Source organism: Haloarcula sp. Atlit-47R (genome assembly GCF_003665985.1).
GTDB lineage: Archaea > Halobacteriota > Halobacteria > Halobacteriales > Haloarculaceae > Haloarcula > Haloarcula taiwanensis.
Genome location: NZ_QPLQ01000003.1, coordinates 258,717 through 275,485 on the forward strand (window position 1 = coordinate 258,717; position 16,769 = coordinate 275,485).

The window sequence follows — 16,769 nt, forward strand, 5'->3', positions numbered from 1 at the left end:
ACCGTATACGCGGCAGACGTGACACTATCAGCCCAGAGAACGCACCTTCCGACAATGCTTCCTGCACCGCTGGACGCTACAGCGTGTCATTGTCACTTGCAGACAGTTCGCCGAGAGGTGACGGCTCCACAGAGTTCGTACAGGACAGTTCCCCTGTGACTATCGGTCCTCGGATCCGGCTTTGACCGCGGTGACCCACGCCGGTCGACGCACTGTCGGCTCGCCCGACTTGAACTCGACGGAGATGTCGTACGTTGTCGGCGCATCGCCCGTTAGTCTGACCAGCGCGAGTTCTGCATACGTCCCCGCTGATCCCGTCTGGTCCCACCTAACTTCCGCGGAGCGAACGCCAGTCGTGTCACTGACGGTTCGCACTTGCCCTGTGGCCCCGGTAATATGGTACGGTTCGCGTCCTTCGTACCAGCCGTTTTCTGGCTTGTAGACAGTCGCTTCCTGAGAGGGATCGATGTCCCGCTGGTATCCGACAACGTACAAGCTCCTGACAACGACAGATGCCGCTCCCGAGACATCGGTCCTCAGATCGCTTGCATTCTGCTTAATAATGAACGTGACATCGCCCTCAGTTCGGCTCTCCCTGATGAGTTTCCGATCGGTATCGCGCTGTATCTGCTCTCGTCGGCGGTCAGTACTACCGACATCCTCGACAACGAGACGACTGTAGACCGGAGCGCCAGGCGACGCCTGAAACTGTTCGGTTCGGACAGCACCCTCGTCGATGAACAGGTAGCGCCCGCCGTCAGCAGTCACAGCGCCCTCAAATTTGAGCGCTGTCTCACCATCCGCGACAATCGCTCCCGTCGCCCGGTAGTCATCGACCTCGGGCACAGTGAATCGTTCATCGACCGGTTGCGTCGAGTGCGATTCTGCGGTCGTGACCGGATACACAGCGGCGAGCACAAGCACGAGACAGCACAGCGCTAGCGCACCGTTGAGCAGCCTCGCGGTACGACGGTCCATACCCCAGTGCCACTACTGATCAAGAAAAGCTATTCGAAAAGCGCAGTACAACCGTTGCTGTTCGTTCGGGGAATCGTAGCCGGATTACGCTACACAGGCAACGAGAACCCCGATGAAGACCGGGTCGGTGCTGGAGGCGATGTGGACGAACGCAAACGACCACTCACGACTGTTGATACCGCGTCGACCACTTCGGTACCGACCGACGGTACAGGCCGACACCGACAGCACCCAAGACGCCGCCAGACCCACCGAGCACGGCCAGCAGGCTGCCAGACACCGGCGAGACGGCGAACCCGACGATGAGGACCGGGACCAGCGGGAGGACCATCGCTACGCCGAAGACAGCGAACAGGGCCGTGTCGAAAAGGAACTCGTTCGGAGAGAGACCGGTGAGGTAGACGGTGGTGCCGAAGATGTAGCAGGCGACGCCGACAAGCAAGACAGCCCCGACGGCGGCCTCAGCAGCCGGCCCGCCACGCCAGACGAGTGCAAGCCCGTAGAACGCAAGTCCGACCAGCGGGCCGAGCAGGAGAAACGCCCGGAATTTCCCCGCGAAAACGGCTCTCACAGAGAGTGGCTGGGCGAAATACAGGCTCACGTCGTCGGACTGGGTGAGCCAGTTGTAGGTCGTGAATCCCGAGAGCCCGAGAATCGCACCGAAGGAGATACCAGTCGACGGCTGTACACCCGTGATCTGTCCGGCGAAATCGACCAGTGCAGCAGTAACGCCGAACAGCACCGCCGCTGAAAAGAGGACTTTTCCGAACCCGCCTGCACTCCGGTGGATGTCGAGCAGGCTCTTCGTCGCAACTGGGTCACCGAACCGTTGCCACCACGCGCGAAACGCTGGTTCGACTGTTTGAGCAGGGCCAGGCGCGGTCGCATCGAAAGTGGCTGCACCCAGCAGAAAGACGCCGCCGATACCGAGAGCTGTCGTGCCGACCCGCAGGGGTGTCTGGGCCAGAAACAGGCCGTAGGGGGTATAGGAAACGATAGTAACACCACTGACTGCCGCTGCACCGACAGCGGCGAGTGGGGCCGCAAGCAGCGCCAGCCCGGGAACGCCGCGCCCAGCGAGGCCGAGACCTGCAATCGTCGTTCCCATTCCCAAGACGAACATCAGTGCCAGTGTCGTCCACAGAAGGGAGACAGTCTTGGCGACGAGGAGAGGCCCAGCAGCCCCTCGCACTGCAAGCACCGTTCCGAGAGAGATTGGTAGCAGAAACAGCACCGCGTAGTAGACACTGTCCTTGACGACGAACAGGCCCAGCAGCGTGTTCTGCGAGAGCGGGAGTGTGCGGGCAGAGAACATCAGCAGCGTCACGTCACCGAGAAGGTTCTGGAGAGCATCACGTCCCACAAAGCCGATCGACCCCGTGTGGAGTCCGAAGACAAATACCAGTGCGTGGAGGCCGGCGAAGACGGTTCGCGGCTCGGTCCCGGTAACGGACAGCAGCTTAGCTGCGCCCCCAACGAGCAGGCAAATGAACACCGGAAACAGGGAGAAGTGACTGCCGCCGAAGAGCCGGCTGTGGAGTCGCCACTCCTCGCGGACCATCTCGACGAACACCCTGCGCACCCGTCCGTCACTCATGTATCAGCAGGTTGCTTCTCCCGGTCCACTGTTGCGTCGACGGTGTCCAGAAATACGTCGAGGAGCGTCACATCAGCGTCGAGTTCCGCCGGCCTGACATCAGCGACGAGGTTGCCGCCGTACATGATGCCAACCCGTGAACAGAGTTCGGCAGCGACATCTACGTCGTGTGTCGTGAGGATAATCGTATTGCCGGCGTCCCGGTAGGAGCGCAGGAACCGCTTGACCCGCTCTTGAACGATCGGGTCGAGGTTCGCCAGCGGTTCGTCGATGAACACGACAGCTGGCTCGTGGAAGAACGCGCCGGCGATCATCACTTTCTGCTGTTGGCCCCGCGACAGGTCCGAGGACAGCGTGTCGAGTTTCGCGGTAAAGCCGAGCCGGTCGGCCCAGGACGCGGTCCGCGCTGCCACCACGTCGCCCGGCATATCCCGGATAGCACCGACGAAATCGAAGTACTCACGTGGCGTCATGAAACTCGGCGGTGACTCCTTTTCAGGAAGAATCCCTGCCCGTTCGCGGACCGACGTCGGCTGGGTTGCCGGGTCGGCACCGAGTACCGCAGTCTGTCCACTGTCCGGACTGAGCTGCCCGGTGAGTATCTCCATCGTCGTTGTCTTACCGGCCCCGTTCGGCCCGAGCAGTCCGAAGAACTCGCCCTCGTCGACGCTCAGCGAGAGGTTCGCTATCGCAGTCATGTCGCCGTAAGACTTCCGGAGCGACTCGATCTCGATTGCTGTCACGGCGTTCTGCCTACCATCGTGGTTGTGTCGGTATAAGTTGTTATACTGTAGAAGGGCAGTCCAGATACACTAACAACAGCTTGGCCGACACATACACCGAAATCGCCGACTCTGTGTCCTGCGGTCTCGCCTCCACCAACGGCGAAATCGCGTTCCTGACGAGTGACCGCGAACGCGACAGCGGCTTCGATAGTACGCGCTGTACGCATCCTATAATGGCGCGGGCGTCAGACCCAATCGACGACGCCCAAGCGGCGGCCACTTCGCTCGGCCGCTACACCGACACCGAGGATGGGAGACCACGGCTGGCAGAGCCGGCGAAATATGTACCGCACAGTTCACTGAACCGAGATGTATTGGTCCCAGTGTCGCCCGCTGTCCGTGTTGGTATAACTATTCTTTGAGTAATCGACATCTCTTAACATATGACAGGATAGGTATATTACATGGCCCCGCATCGACGCCACCACCTTGCTCTCCTCTGTCTGGTCTGTACGTCGCTCCTCTGTATCGCTGTGCCTGCTGGCGCAGCACCGCCGCCGCGGCCGCTATGTGACGCCTGCGGTGACTCGTTTGCATCAACAGCCGAGTCACACGGTATTTCGGTCGCAGTCACTCACAGCAACGCCACCGTCACCGTCCACAACAACGGAACCGCAACGTGGGTCGTCCACAACCGCCTGTCTGGCACAGAGGCGGCTGCACGTCTCCGGACAAACGAGAGTCTCCGAACCGCTATCGCCGACAGAGCGATGTGGGATACCGAACTTCTGGGCGCGAACGTTTCTGGCGATGGCGTCATAACGCTGCGCTACCGCGAGCTTGACTTCGCCGAGCAGTCCGTCGGCGGGGCGGTCCGAACGGGTGAGTTTACCGAGGCCTACGGGTATCGAAACCTCGATGGCCTCGGTGCTGACCGACTCGTCGTCGTTGCACCCGACGGGATGCGAGTCGAGCGCCCCATCGACGGTGCAACCGTCTCAGACGACGGACAGCGGATGACACTGACCGAACTCAACGATGGACGTATCGTGACCTTTGTCCCCCGTGAGACGGCTGTCGGGCCGCTGTTGAGCCTCCTTGCGCTCGGAGCACTTCTCGGTCCCGTGATGGCGGTGAAGGCACTCGCATACATCACCCTCCCCACAGCGGTATTTACCCTCTTGATTGGCGCTGCCGCCGGGGGTGTTGCCTGGCTTGACTGGGAGTTCAGAGGAGTACGGGACTCCGTCGGCATTGTATTCGCCGGTGTCGGCGCGCTATCGGCTTCCCTGTCGCTTCTCGGAGCGATAGGCGTGTTACGGCTGGGCGGCACAGCAGCACCGCTGTTCGGCGGTGGCACTGCACTGTTCGTCTGTGGAATAGCCCTGTCACGGCGACGTATCCGTGAGCAGACGAGCTATCGGACGGTCGTCGTCGGCACAGTAGTCGGCGCAGGCATCGCGCTGGGAGCGACGATAGCGGCGGCTCCGATGGTCGTCAGTGACGGTTCCACGCCCCCGGTGACAACGCTGCTGGTTCTTGGACCCGCGTTTGTCCTTTTCCCGGCCGGATACGCAGTCGGCCACGGGAACCGTCGGTTAGCAGTGAAGACGGCCGCTATCGGGTTCGTGCTGTCGATGCTACCGGTTCTCCCGGTACTCCCTGCGCCGTATGGACTGGGCGTGCTTTTCATCCCCGTTGTCACGGCCAGTGCCGCTGCCGTTGTGATCGCCGGTCTCCCGATATTCCTCGCTGGAGTCTCGCTCGGTGTTCCGCAAACGTCCCGCTGACCGGTGGAACACATCGGTCAATTGAACTGGTGGCGCTCTCAGGGGAGTGGATTCGGCAGAGGGCAACGGCACTAGCACCAGCGACTGTAACTGGACTGCACCTCTCGGCGTTCTCCCCGGGACTGCATAGCTCCACAGAGTATGAGTGCACTCGCGGCGAGTCCAGCGGTCCCACTAGCAACACCGAATCCGCCACCTATCTCAAACAGTGGAACCAGCGGTCTGAAAAGCAACGGTGAAACCCACACGTCCCGCACTTTGGCGGCCGCCATTTCCATAGTTTCGATTCCGGATGTGCTGGACGTAACCCGTGCTGCTTGAATCTGTGCCATTGAGACAATGTGTCAGATTGTGATCCAACGACTCCCGTCATCAAGTAGCCACTCTTATAAGCGTAGCTGGTAGAGTTATAGTATAGGCGGCCACCGCGGTGGGGTTGCCTCCCGTACCCATCCCGAACACGGAAGATAAGCCCACCAGCGTTCCGGGGAGTACTGGAGTGCGCGAGCCTCTGGGAAATCCGGTTCGCCGCCACCATTCATACCGCTTCTTACGTTCCGAGGAGCGACGACGTTGCTGTAGCTCAGCCTCGGAGTTATCGCGCACTCACAGACAGATCCCTGGTGCATCTCGAAGTATTTACAGCCGAATCGTTGCCCTGTCGCTGTCGATGCTAAGAACAGCGAACAATCCGTCATCCGCCAGGGGTCAACAGTCGCTCGATTAAAGCGACACCACGCCCAGTTCGAACACTGAGAGGTAAATCTGCCCGCCGCCGGCGAGTATCATCACGACGGCTGCGATCTGGTGTATCCGTTGCAGGTACTTGCCAAAAGTGCGCCAGATGCCGATGCCAACGCCTGCAAGGAGTGTCACGCCGACAAGCGGAAGCGCGACCCCGAGCGCGTATGCCGCTAGAACGAGAGCGCTCACGTGAACTGGCAGTGCAAGCGCCTGGGTGACTACGCCGAAGAACAGCGGCACGACACAGCCGGCTGCGGCGATTGCATACACAGCCCCAAACACGCCGAATCCAGTTACTGACGCTGGTCGCTGTGGCAGCGGGACGTGGAGTTCGGGCTCGCGGTTCAGGAGCATCGCAACGCCGAACACGGCCAGAGCGAGTCCGATCACCGGTTCGAGCATCGGGAGTGCGTTCTTTAGTGGCTGCCCGAGAGCGAGGACGAGCAGCGCAACGAGGGTGAGCGCGACAAAGGCTCCGCCAGCAGCGGCAGTTGCGGGTGGCAGCATACCGACATTCCCGTCACTTTCGCGCATGTAATATCCGACGTACCCCGGGAGAAGCGGGAACGCACACGGGGCGAAGAACGTCCCGACGCCGGCGCTCGCGGCGAACACGAGTGTCCCGAGTACAGCAACGCCAGCCATCTTACACCAGCGCGTCAAGTTCGTCTCGAAGCGTTTTTTCATCGGCAAGCCCGCTGTGACCGAACTGGACGATACCGTTCTCGTCGACAATCGCGATGTACGGAAGTCCGTCCGCCCCGAACGCCGCCAGCAGTTCGCTTCCGGGGTCCAGTCCGACAGTCCAGGCACCGCCGTTGCGATTCCACCATTCGCTGATGTCTGCCCTCGTCAGATTTTCACTCGGCCGTTCGTTCGTCACTGAGACGAATGACACGTCGGCGTACTCAGGTCGGATCGCGTCGAGAATCTTGAGCTGGTCGTCACAGGGCGCACACCACGTGGCGAACAGGTCGACCACTGTGACGGTTCCCGGCGTCGGCACGCGTGTCTCGCCTGCTGACGAGCCGCGTGCACTGAGGGTTTCCACACGGACCGGAAGCTGTTTCGCGTGCCGCGGCTGGATATCCGACAGGCCATTCTGGGCAACCCAGAGACTCCCGCCAGAGAGGCCGAGCCCGGTTATCGCCGCGACGACCTGCCGACGGTTCACGCGTTTCTCACCGTCTTCAGGTCGGCAATAATACTCTCTACGTCCGGTGACTTCGAGCGATACGCACGCTCGACGAACCCATCAGCGTTGACCAGTAGGGTCAGGGCTGTGTGCGTGAACATGTACATATCCATGTCCTTGGGTGTAGTCCGCTGGAACATGACTCCGAACTGGTCCTGTATGATAGCCTTGGCTCGCTGCTTCGACGCTGGTCGAAGGAACTGCCAGTTCTCGCTATCAACGTTGACGTTCATCTTGTCAGCATACGCCGCGAGTCGTTTTGCGGTATCACGGACGGGGTCGAATGTCATCGGGAGGAACGTGACCGAATCCGCATAGCCGTTGTTCTGTGCGTGGCTCTGGATGTTTCGCTGCGTCGAGATGAGAACTGGACACACAGTCTGGCAGTGGCTGTAAAAAAACGTGAGGAGAGTCGGCGTTTCAATGTCTCGCAACGGGACCTTGCGTGCCTCGGTCGGTGTGGCGACACGTACGTCCGGGATTTGCTCACCCCAGGCGGGATACGGAACGTCGCTGCTCTCGAACTCCCGGTCGGGCTCTTCGAGGACGACATCTGGGTTCGAATCGCCGAAGCGACTACCGCCAAGACACCCGGCGACTCCGACAATTGTTCCAACCGCACCCGTCGACTTGAGAACCGTCCGTCGGCGCATACACGGTGCTTGTGCCCTCGAATATTTGGAGAATCTGGTGTGACTCTCGTAAACAGCCGTTCGCCGGCGTTCGTGTGAACTCTGGCTGTGAGTGTGTAGCAATGCTACAGAGTTCCCAGTCTGCGGCTGTTTTCAGCTCCGGCTGAGTTCATATAATCCTGCGTGCTTAATAGGTCAGGACACTACCAATCTGCTGCGTGATGGGGTGGGTGAGATTATCAACAATCATGGGATATCCACATCTAATATAACCAAAACTAACTGGACGGCTGATTGAATTTTTATTTGTCCTATGTACACTTATATCACTGTTCTCTACTGATATGTGGTTGTCTATCGGAACTACGTATTTGGATACTGTTGACTCTCGTCTGAAACTGTACGTTCTAAATATCAATCGTCCGAACACTTATGTGTAATCTATCCGATACTGTAGCCGTAATGCCAGAAACGAAGTTCGAGGTAGATGTCGACAGTGCGCCAGATGAACAGCCGGGCGCGAATCCGTTCAATCGGTGGCACCCGGATATCCCGGCGGTCGTCGAAGCGGACCCCGGCGAGAGCATGCGACTCGAGGCCCTAGACTGGACCGGCGGACAGATAACGGACAATGACGACGCCAACGAGGTCCGTGACGTGGACCTCTCGCAGGTCCACTATCTCGCGGGTCCCGTCCACGTAAACGGTGCCGAGCCGGGCGACCTGCTGAAAGTCGAGTTCCACGACATGGGGCCGCTCAACGACCGCTCGGAGTTCGGTTTCACTGGGACGTTCTCCCAGCAGAACGGCGGCGGCTTCCTGACCGACCACTTCCCCAAGGCGGCAAAGTCCATCTGGGACATCGACGGCTACACGGTATCATCGCGCCACATCCCCGATGTCGAATACGAGGGGAAGATTCATCCCGGCCTCGCAGGCTGTGCACCCAGCGAGGAACTGCTTGAAGCGTGGAACGAACGCGAGCAGGAACTCATCGACAAACACGCCGAGGACCCCGAGTCGATCCCGAACCATCCGACCGGTGAGGAAGAGCCCGGCGTGGCGAACCCGCCAACGCCCGACGGCGCGCTCATGGGCGAGATGAACCCCGATGATGCCGAGGAGGCGGCGGAGGTCGCGGCCCGAACCGTTCCGCCCCGGGAACACGGCGGGAACCACGACATCAAGGACCTCTCCATCGGCTCGACGGTGTACTTCCCAGTCTACGTCGATGGCGCGAAGTTCGGCATCGGCGACTTCCACGCCTCGCAGGGCGACGGCGAGATATCCTTCTGTGGCGCTATCGAGATGGCCGCCTACGTCGATCTCGAATTCGACCTCGTGAAAGACGGGATAGAGAAGTTCGGCGTCGACCACCCCATCTTCGAGCCGGGCCATCGCGGACCGAACTTCGAGGACTACGTCACCTTCTGTGGCTACTCAGTCACGGAGGACGGCGAGCAGAAGTACATCGACTCCCACACCGCCTACCGGCGGGCCTGTCTTCAGGCCATCGACTACCTCAAGCAGTTCGGCTACACCGGCCAGCAGGCCCTGCACATCCTCGGCACCGTCCCCGTCGAGGGCCGCCAGAGCGGCGTCGTGGACGTGCCAAACGCCTGCTCGACGCTGGCGCTCCCGACGGGCGCGTTCGAGTTCGACGCGTCCCCAGAGGGTATCGAACACAATAGCGCTGACCGCGGTGACATCTGTGTCACTGACGACCCACTGCAATGAGGGACCCAGACAGCTCCCGCTGTCGACACTGATGTTGGGAGAGACGACTGACGACGGTACTGACGAGCCAGACCCCGCACTGACCGCCGCAGGTAAACTCGCTGACACAATCCGAACGACACTCGGGCCCAGCGGGCTGGACAAGATGGTCGTCGGCGAAAACGGGACGGTCATCGTCACGAACGACGGGTCGAAAATCATCGAGTGGATAGATATCACGCATCCCGTCGGTCGGCTGGTCGAACAGGCCGCGACTGCACAGGACAGTGCTGTCGGGGACGGGACGACGACAACAGTTGTGCTGGTCGGCGCACTGCTTGAGGAGGCTGCAGCGCTTCGTTCCGACGGACTTCATCCAACGACAATCATCGACGGCTACGTCAGGGCTGCCGAGACCGCTCTTGACCATCTTGAGCAATACGAACGTAGCGTGTACAGTCGGCACGATGACCGACTGGCACAGATTGCGAAGACCGCCGTCACGGGACGATGGGACGACACTTCGACCGAGCGGTTCGGCGAACTGGCCCTCAGTGCGTTGCAGGCGGTCGAGTTCGACACATCGCGGCTCACGCTCAAGTCCTACCCCGGCGGCGAACTCCGTGAGTCCGTCTGTCTCGACGGGGTGGTGGTCGACCTAGAGACATCATCGACATCTCTCGAAGCCCTCAGTCACCCGAGCATCCAAACGCACGACGAGCCGACTATCGGGATGGTCGACGCCGAAATTGGCATCGAGGAACCGAACCACATCGAGTCAGTGGAGCTGCAAGACACGACACAGCGGAGCGCCTTTCAGGCTCACGAACAGGACCGGAGGACAGAACTCATAGCGCAGGTGGTGCAGTCAGGTGCGACCGTCCTGTTCTGTCAGAAATCCATCGACGAAGCGGTCAGGACCGCGCTCGTCCAGCGAGGCGTGCTCCCCGTCGAGCGAACTCGACGAGACGAGTTTGATGTCATTGCCCGAGCGACAGGGAGCACGCCAGTGATGGCCGTCGACGAGCTTACTGCGGACACCACTGGCACTGTTGCGTCGGTCACGGAGCGTACGGTCGGGACCTCCCAGACGCTCACGCTACAGGGCTGTCCCGAAGAACAACGCGCAACACTACTGCTCCGTGGCGGTACGCCACACGTTGCAGACGAGGTCCGCCGCATCGCGGCAGACTGTATCGATGTCACCCGCGTCACACTCGACGATGGCGCGTTCGTGCCCGGTGGAGGTGCAGTGCCGACCGCGCTGGCAATGGACCTCGCCGCTCTGTCCAGTGGTATACCGGACCGAACACAGCTCGTCTTCGAAGGGTTCGGAACCGCACTGGAAGCCATCCCACGGACGCTGGCCACAAACGCGGGCACGGACCCACTGAACACACTGACAGGCATAAAGCAACGACACGACGCCGGCGCAGAGGCGATCGGTGTCGGCTCCGATGGTTATCCCCGGGATATGATTGCAGCAGGTGTTCTGGAACCATCAACGGTATTCACGAGTGCACTGCAGCGGGCAGTCGCTGTCGTGACACAGATCCTCCGGGTCGACGACATTGTGCGGACTACCGAAGACGGGCGCAGCACCACTAATGAACACGACCACACCCACGCAGCGAGAGGTGGCTATCCGTGGGCAGTGGGGCACTGAGAGCATGACAGGAGTACAGGCACACAACTAGCCAGCCGATTGGAGGCTGAAGCAGGGTAATTTATCCGTCTTTATCCGCTGAGGCGCGTTCACGCTGGACGATGAGCACCGGCCCGAGAAACCGGTTGGCGACCTGCTTGGCTGGCATCCCGAACACAAACGTCGTCAGGGATGGGTCGGTTTCCCCCATCACGACCGTGTCAAACGAATTGGCCACGTCTACAATTGCGTCAAGAGGGTCCCGACCGCGGTCGATTCGCGTCTCGATAGTCGACGGCTCCATCCCGAACTCCACCAGACGGTCCGTGATTCCACCGAGGAGCGTCCGAACATCGTCGTCCGTCGTGTCTGCAGCCGCAACGTGATACAACGTCACGTCGGCGTCCATCGCTCCGAACACACTCGCGACGACGCGGGCAAGCCGGTCGACCCCCACGGCCCCGCGGACCGGGACCAGCACGTCATTGACTGGTCCCGTGGCGTTCGGAACGAGAACGGCCATGCAGTCGTGCTCGGCAATCATGCGGTCGATGGTTTTCTGGCCGTCGTGAGTGAACACCAGCCGACGTTCGACGGTGGCCCCGGCGCTCTCGAATATCTCCTCGTATTCATCGAGTCGTTCTGTGGCCCGGTCTTCGAACTGCAGCCGCGCCTGTCCGGGCGCAGTCTGCTCCGGGATGACGTGATACCCCAACAGGACGACATGCGAATGGGCGAGCAGTTCGGGGACGCCCTCCGGGACCGATTCTCCCGCAAGAACGCGAATCGGGACGAGTATCGATTGTCGGTCCGTCATACTCAGAGATCTCCCTTTAGCGTCACGTCCCCAGCGTAATAACGGTACCAGAGGTACGAGGTGAGCATGACCACGATGCCGATGCCGATTGACGCGGGCTGCATAAAGGCGATCAGTCCGAAACTCGCGAGCGCACCTACGGCCGGAACCACCGGATAGGCCGGCACTCGATAGCTGGGCGAGTACCAATCGGGATTGCGACGGCGCAACACGATCAGCGCAACGCACATCAGCCCGTACATGATCAAATGGAGGAACGAAGCGACTTCCGCGAGGAGTTCGACCCGGCCAGTCCCGACAAGGACCAGTATCGGTCCGCCAGCAGCGAGCAACGCGACGTGTGGTGTGCCGTACCTGAGGTTGACCTTGCTCGCCTTTCTGGGGAGCAATGCATCGCGGCTCAGCGCGTAGACTGCCCGCGAAGCACTGAGAATCGACGCGTTCGCGCTGGAAAACGTCGCCAGCAGTCCGGCACCCAGTATCGCGACCGCCCCGGGCAACCCGAGGAAGTCACGGGCGACTTCGACCATCGCTGTCTCCCCGAACTCCCCCAGACGTTCCGCGCCGAACGAGCTGGTCGCAACGAAAATCGTGACAACGTAAAACACAGTGACGATCAGGACTGAGCCCACCATCGCCAGTGGGAGATTCCGACCCGGCTGTTTGATTTCGCCCGCGACAGTGGCGACCTGAGCGAACCCCAGATACGACGTGAACACGAGCGCAGCGGTCGTCAACACCGGGAAGTACCCTCTGGAGAAGAACTGCTCCGGAACGGTGCCGCCACCGAACACGCCCACGGCGTCAAGGACACCGTAGGAGAGAAACACTGTAAGCACCGCGAGGAGGACCCCCACTACCATGTTCTGGAGCTTTGCCGTATTTTCCGTGCCACCGATACTCAGTGCCGTCAGTACAGCCCCAAACAGCAGCCCGATACCGATGACCGGGTCAGCCGGGAGCGCAATATTGAGTTCAGCGAACACGGCGCTCGCGTAGTGACCAAGTCCGACCAGATAGAACGCCGAGGCGAACATCAGCCCGAGCCACAGTCCGAGACCCACTATCGCGCCATACGCCGTCCCCATACTCCGTGAGATGAAGTAGTACCCGCCACCGCTCCGTGGCATCGCGGTGGCGAGTTCGGAGGTCGGAAGCGCCACGAGCAGCGCGATCAGCCCACCGATTGCGAATGAGAGCGTCGCTGCCAGTCCAGCGTTGGCGGCCGCTAGCCCTGGAAAAACGAAGATACCGGCCCCGATCATCGTCCCGATCCCGATTGCCAGCCCGCCGATAAGCCCGATAGTCCGTTCGAGTTCCACATCGTCGTCGTGGAGGATTGCGTCGTCGGTGACGGCTTCTGGCTCTGCGGCGGGTGCCTCACCGGCGACGTTCTCGCCCCCTGGGCCGACATCAACAGGCTGTTCAGGCATGTGACAGAATATTCCCACCGATCTGATAAAACCGCCGGCAGGATGCATGGCCGACTCGCAGGCGATAGCGTCACGAAAAATCCGTTCCCACAGGACTCCGTACGCAAGGAAGCCTGTAGTAATAATTGAAACGATTTACACACTGATCGCACTGCCATCGTGCGATCAGATGTGTGTTGATTTTCAATGGCTACTATAGCCATGTGTCCGAGAGCGGCTGCTGGCACAGTGAACTCCATCTTTCCGCGAATTTCCCCTCATACTTTTGATGTTTCCCGCCATACATCGACAGGTGGTAGCAATTCAGCCGGAGCTAGACGGGCGTACTGCTCTCGTGACAGGGTCTGCAAAGCGGGTCGGTCGTGAGATGCTCCTTGAGTTAGCGGCCGCCGGTGCCGATGTCGCCGTGCACTACCGGACGAGCGAAGAGGCAGCGGCGGAGACAGCAGCCACCGCACGGAATCACGGCGTCGAGGCAACCACGGTAGAAGGCGACGTAACGGAGCCCGACGCCGTTGATTCGCTGTTCTCGGACTGTGAGTCGGAACTAGGTGATGTCGATATCTTGGTCAACGCAGTAGGTCCGCTCCCGCAGGGGCGGTGGGACGAGCTGTCCCTCGATGAGTGGCGAACCGCCGTTGCGGGGTGTCTATTCTCGACGTATCTGTGTTCGCAGCGAGCGCTCCCATCAATGCGCGCAGCCGGCTGGGGACGGATTATCAACTTCGGCGTGGCAGATGCCCGTGATGACAGGGCAGTCCCGATGAACTTCCCGTACTTCGCAGCAAAGAAGGCAGTCCTGCAGTTCACGCGAACAGTGGCATATGATACGCAGGACGACGGGATTACGGTCAACGCCGTGTCGCCATTCGCGGTCGAGAACACTGTCGTGGATGTCTCGGAGTTCCCGCGTGGGCGGGCGGCCACGTTTGAGGATGTCGCGGCACCGATTCTGTTCTTCTGTAGTGATGCGGCTGCGTACATTTCCGGCCAGAACGTGGCCGTCGACGGTGGTCGACTACAGGAAGCGTGACCGGGTAGACACCAATCGGTGTCCCCTCATAGCATATATTGGTGCGGCGAGAGTCCGGCAATCGCTACAGTCCCGACCGGTCGTCGCAGGAGTTCCGAAATCAAGCGCTGTCAGCGGCTTCTGGCTCATCGCTATCTTGCCGGGCGAGCACGATGCCGGCGATGAAACACACAGCACCCAGCCCGTACAAGCCATAGCTCAGTGGTGCCGAAACGAGGAACCCGGCGACTATCAGTACTCCGAACGCGGCATGCAGAATCGCAGTCTGATTCACAGCCAGTGTAGCGGGTTCAGAAGCAAAAATGGCGCGATCCGGGACTCGCTAACCGGGTGTAATGGATGAGCGTTCGGTTCGGGGTATGAGACGGTAACGGGCCATACCAGTTATCACCGACACACCCGATTCAGGCGGGGCGGAGTCGCACGATAGGTGCGTCCGGTGCGTCAATTGCCGCGAGAATGTATCCGGTATCTGGCTCGACTGCGACATCGCGGATTCGCCACCCTCGGTCGGCAAGGAGCGGCGTCGCTTCCTCGACCGTTCGCCCAGTAACAGTGAACCGGGCGAGGTACTGCGACGCCAGCCCACTGACGAGCAGGTCGCCGGTCCACTCGGAGAAGGCATCGCCGGTGTAGAAAGTCGTGCCGCTGGGCGGGAACCCACCTGACCCACACTCCCACGAATACACCGGGGCAATAACATCGTCACGCTCCGCGTGGCTCACGCCGATTGGCTCGCCGCTGCCGTAGGTACAGCCCTCGTCGGCGACCGGCCAGCCGTAGTTGCCGCCCCGTTCGACGATGTTGATTTCGTCGCCGTCCTGTTCGCCGAACTCGGCCTGCCAGATAGCGCCGGTGTCGGGATGCACGGTCATTCCCTGTGCGTTGCGGTGGCCGTAGCTGAATATCGAATCGACTGCCTCCGGGTCGGCAGTGAACGGGTTCGCATTGGGAATCCCGCCCGAAGGCGTCAGGCGAAGCGTCGTCCCGAGTTCGTTCGTCCGGTCCTGTGCGACGTGGTCGGGCCCGAAGTTCTTGAACTGTCTGTCGCCGACAGTCAGGTACACCAGTCCGTCAGGGCCGAACACGACGCGGGACCCGAAATGGCCGTCAGAGTCGACAAACGGCTCTGCGACGTGCAGTTGTTCGAATTCCTCGAACTGGCCAGCAGCAACATTCAGGCGACCACGGCCCAGATGCGTGGCCGACTGACCGCTGTCGTTGGCTTTCGAATATGTCAAATACACCCACGACGGGTTCGGAAAGTCGGGATGGAGCGCCGTATCCAGCATCCCGCCCTGTCCGCGTGCATACACCGACGGTGCGTTATTGACCGGTGTGACTGTACCGTCCGCCGGGTTGACCAGCACCACGCGACCAACGCGCTCTGTGACCACCAGCCGTGAGCCGTCAGGCAGCGGCGTGACGCTCCATGGCGATTCGAGTCCGTCGGCGACGGTCTCGACAGCCACACCGGTCGCCGCGTTGTCTCCGTCCGTCGCTGTCGCGTCGTCACCTTGCTGGTCGTTACTGGCGGCACTACAGCCAGTCACTGTTCCCGCCACCGTAAGCCCGCTCGCAGCAAGGAATGTTCGTCTGTCCATCGTGGCCACGGCTACGGTCCCGGTACTGTTAACTACGGTCCTGCTTGGTCCACGGGGAAAATGACTCGCGTAACAGCCAGCACTCACGGCACGTCTCTGGCCATCTTAGGCCTGTCACGGCGAAGTGTCTTTTACCCGCCCGCGGCTACGTGTCACCGATGGACCGTCACGATGCGCCGGCGAGAGACAGAGAGCGTCTCCCGGCGGAACCGCTCTCGCCGCTGGCGACGCGGGTCGACAAGCTGCTTGCACTGTATCGATACGAACTCACCCCCGCTATCGATGCAATCAATGCTGCCGTTGCCGGCTACGGTGGCCTGTTCGACCCGGAAACATCCGCTGCCGAGATACGGACTGTAGTCGACGACCTCCTCGAATCCGACCCACCTTCGACACAGCGGGAGGCGGCCAGTACCGCCGTGTCACAGGTCGTCCTCTATGTGGACGGCAGCGCGCACAGTAACGGGCCGGCGGGTGCCGGCGCTGTAATCCAGGCGGACGAGACGCCGATTGCCCGTCTCGGCCGACCGGTCGGTTCCCGGACGAACAACAACGTCGCCGAATACGCCGCACTCCACCTCGGACTGCAGGCGCTGGCTACACGGTGTAACCCCGATTCCGTCGAGATACGCATCGATTCGATGACCGTCATCAACCATATCTGGGGCCATAGCGAAAGCACAGTGAAAGCGACTCCGTACAGCACCGCAATCACTGACCACCTGTCGGCACTGCCTGCTCACGAATGGACGCATCTGGCTGACAGTGATCCGAATCCGGCTGACGCACAGGCGACAGTCGGGGCCGACATCGCGGCCCTCGGCCCCGGATGAGAGAGGTGCCAGCGAGCCTGTCGTTGC

At 61.0% G+C, this 16,769-nt stretch carries 15 protein-coding genes and 1 rRNA gene; 6 read left to right on the top strand and 10 right to left on the bottom strand.

Translation table 11 applies throughout. The annotated features are described in order from the left end of the window. Positions 1-159: 159 nt before the first annotated feature. The 3 genes from DVK00_RS13375 to DVK00_RS13385 form a co-directional block, all read right to left on the bottom strand. Positions 160-978, bottom strand: coding sequence for a hypothetical protein (locus DVK00_RS13375; RefSeq protein ID WP_121577845.1), 819 nt, complete (start codon positions 976-978; stop codon positions 160-162). 163 nt (positions 979-1,141) lie between these two features. Beyond that, positions 1,142-2,575 carry a hypothetical protein gene (locus DVK00_RS13380; protein ID WP_121577846.1) on the bottom strand — a complete coding sequence of 478 codons (1,434 nt, stop codon included), beginning with the start codon at positions 2,573-2,575 and terminating at the stop codon, positions 1,142-1,144. Continuing rightward, on the bottom strand, positions 2,572-3,318 hold the full coding sequence (locus DVK00_RS13385; RefSeq protein WP_101351836.1) for an ABC transporter ATP-binding protein: 747 nt from the start codon (positions 3,316-3,318) through the stop codon (positions 2,572-2,574). Before DVK00_RS13385 ends, DVK00_RS13380 begins: the two co-directional genes overlap by 4 nt. A 446-nt stretch (positions 3,319-3,764) precedes the next feature. Here DVK00_RS13385 and DVK00_RS13390 point away from each other — a divergent pair, with 446 nt between their 5' ends. Continuing rightward, a complete protein-coding gene (locus DVK00_RS13390) occupies positions 3,765-5,090 on the top strand; it encodes a hypothetical protein (RefSeq protein WP_121577847.1) in 1,326 nt (441 codons plus the stop codon). A 414-nt stretch (positions 5,091-5,504) separates the two neighbouring features. Continuing rightward, positions 5,505-5,627: ribosomal RNA gene (gene rrf, locus DVK00_RS13395) — 5S ribosomal RNA — on the top strand. A gap of 186 nt (positions 5,628-5,813) precedes the next feature. Here the strand turns inward: rrf and DVK00_RS13400 are convergent. The 3 genes from DVK00_RS13400 to DVK00_RS13410 are packed head-to-tail and all read right to left on the bottom strand — an operon-like array spanning position 5,814 to position 7,682. Further along, the gene (locus DVK00_RS13400) at positions 5,814-6,479 is read right to left on the bottom strand and encodes a cytochrome c biogenesis CcdA family protein (protein WP_121577848.1); all 666 of its coding nucleotides are present in this window, start codon (positions 6,477-6,479) and stop codon (positions 5,814-5,816) included. Between the two features lies 1 nt (position 6,480). Then, positions 6,481-7,008, bottom strand: coding sequence for a TlpA disulfide reductase family protein (locus DVK00_RS13405; protein WP_121577849.1), 528 nt, complete (start codon positions 7,006-7,008; stop codon positions 6,481-6,483). Then, complete coding sequence (locus tag DVK00_RS13410; protein ID WP_101351840.1) at positions 7,005-7,682, bottom strand: SCO family protein; 678 nt, start codon at positions 7,680-7,682, stop codon at positions 7,005-7,007. The genes DVK00_RS13405 and DVK00_RS13410 overlap by 4 nt, the downstream gene beginning before the upstream one ends. A gap of 441 nt (positions 7,683-8,123) precedes the next feature. Here DVK00_RS13410 and fmdA point away from each other — a divergent pair, with 441 nt between their 5' ends. Both fmdA and DVK00_RS13420 read left to right on the top strand, forming a co-directional pair. After that, positions 8,124-9,398: a formamidase gene (gene fmdA / locus DVK00_RS13415; RefSeq protein ID WP_121577850.1), complete on the top strand. Its 1,275-nt coding sequence runs from the start codon at positions 8,124-8,126 to the stop codon at positions 9,396-9,398. After that, positions 9,373-11,043, top strand: coding sequence for a TCP-1/cpn60 chaperonin family protein (locus DVK00_RS13420; protein ID WP_233560797.1), 1,671 nt, complete (start codon positions 9,373-9,375; stop codon positions 11,041-11,043). The genes fmdA and DVK00_RS13420 overlap by 26 nt, the downstream gene beginning before the upstream one ends. 61 nt (positions 11,044-11,104) lie before the next feature. Here DVK00_RS13420 and DVK00_RS13425 read toward each other — a convergent pair whose 3' ends face one another. Both DVK00_RS13425 and DVK00_RS13430 read right to left on the bottom strand, forming a co-directional pair. Further along, positions 11,105-11,839 (bottom strand): universal stress protein, encoded by a 735-nt coding sequence (locus DVK00_RS13425; protein WP_121577851.1) that lies wholly within the window; start codon positions 11,837-11,839, stop codon positions 11,105-11,107. A gap of 2 nt (positions 11,840-11,841) precedes the next feature. Next, entirely contained in the window at positions 11,842-13,272 is a 1,431-nt protein-coding gene (locus DVK00_RS13430) for an APC family permease (protein ID WP_101351844.1), read from the bottom strand. Positions 13,273-13,606: 334 nt separating this feature from the next. Here DVK00_RS13430 and DVK00_RS13435 point away from each other — a divergent pair, with 334 nt between their 5' ends. After that, entirely contained in the window at positions 13,607-14,305 is a 699-nt protein-coding gene (locus DVK00_RS13435; protein WP_255410219.1) for an SDR family NAD(P)-dependent oxidoreductase, read from the top strand. A 100-nt stretch (positions 14,306-14,405) separates the two neighbouring features. On the opposite strand, the gene DVK00_RS21770 is transcribed toward DVK00_RS13435, so the two are convergent. Together DVK00_RS21770 and DVK00_RS13440 are read right to left on the bottom strand one after the other, a co-directional pair. After that, complete coding sequence (locus tag DVK00_RS21770; RefSeq protein ID WP_199722341.1) at positions 14,406-14,579, bottom strand: hypothetical protein; 174 nt, start codon at positions 14,577-14,579, stop codon at positions 14,406-14,408. A gap of 130 nt (positions 14,580-14,709) precedes the next feature. Then, positions 14,710-15,909 (bottom strand): PQQ-dependent sugar dehydrogenase, encoded by a 1,200-nt coding sequence (locus DVK00_RS13440; RefSeq protein ID WP_121577852.1) that lies wholly within the window; start codon positions 15,907-15,909, stop codon positions 14,710-14,712. 158 nt (positions 15,910-16,067) lie between these two features. Here DVK00_RS13440 and DVK00_RS13445 point away from each other — a divergent pair, with 158 nt between their 5' ends. Then, positions 16,068-16,742 carry a ribonuclease HI family protein gene (locus tag DVK00_RS13445; protein ID WP_121577853.1) on the top strand — a complete coding sequence of 225 codons (675 nt, stop codon included), beginning with the start codon at positions 16,068-16,070 and terminating at the stop codon, positions 16,740-16,742. Positions 16,743-16,769 lie beyond the last annotated feature (27 nt).

Coding starts and splice junctions, on each gene's coding strand:
- fmdA (WP_121577850.1), top strand. CDS start 8,124: ATGCCAGAAACGAAGTTCGAGGTAGATGTCGACAGTGCGCCAGATGAA.
- DVK00_RS13425 (WP_121577851.1), bottom strand. CDS start 11,839: ATGACGGACCGACAATCGATACTCGTCCCGATTCGCGTTCTTGCGGGA.
- DVK00_RS13430 (WP_101351844.1), bottom strand. CDS start 13,272: ATGCCTGAACAGCCTGTTGATGTCGGCCCAGGGGGCGAGAACGTCGCC.
- DVK00_RS13380 (WP_121577846.1), bottom strand. CDS start 2,575: ATGAGTGACGGACGGGTGCGCAGGGTGTTCGTCGAGATGGTCCGCGAG.
- DVK00_RS13410 (WP_101351840.1), bottom strand. CDS start 7,682: ATGCGCCGACGGACGGTTCTCAAGTCGACGGGTGCGGTTGGAACAATT.
- DVK00_RS13445 (WP_121577853.1), top strand. CDS start 16,068: ATGGACCGTCACGATGCGCCGGCGAGAGACAGAGAGCGTCTCCCGGCG.
- DVK00_RS13375 (WP_121577845.1), bottom strand. CDS start 978: ATGGACCGTCGTACCGCGAGGCTGCTCAACGGTGCGCTAGCGCTGTGC.
- DVK00_RS13400 (WP_121577848.1), bottom strand. CDS start 6,479: ATGGCTGGCGTTGCTGTACTCGGGACACTCGTGTTCGCCGCGAGCGCC.
- DVK00_RS13440 (WP_121577852.1), bottom strand. CDS start 15,909: ATGGACAGACGAACATTCCTTGCTGCGAGCGGGCTTACGGTGGCGGGA.
- DVK00_RS13390 (WP_121577847.1), top strand. CDS start 3,765: ATGGCCCCGCATCGACGCCACCACCTTGCTCTCCTCTGTCTGGTCTGT.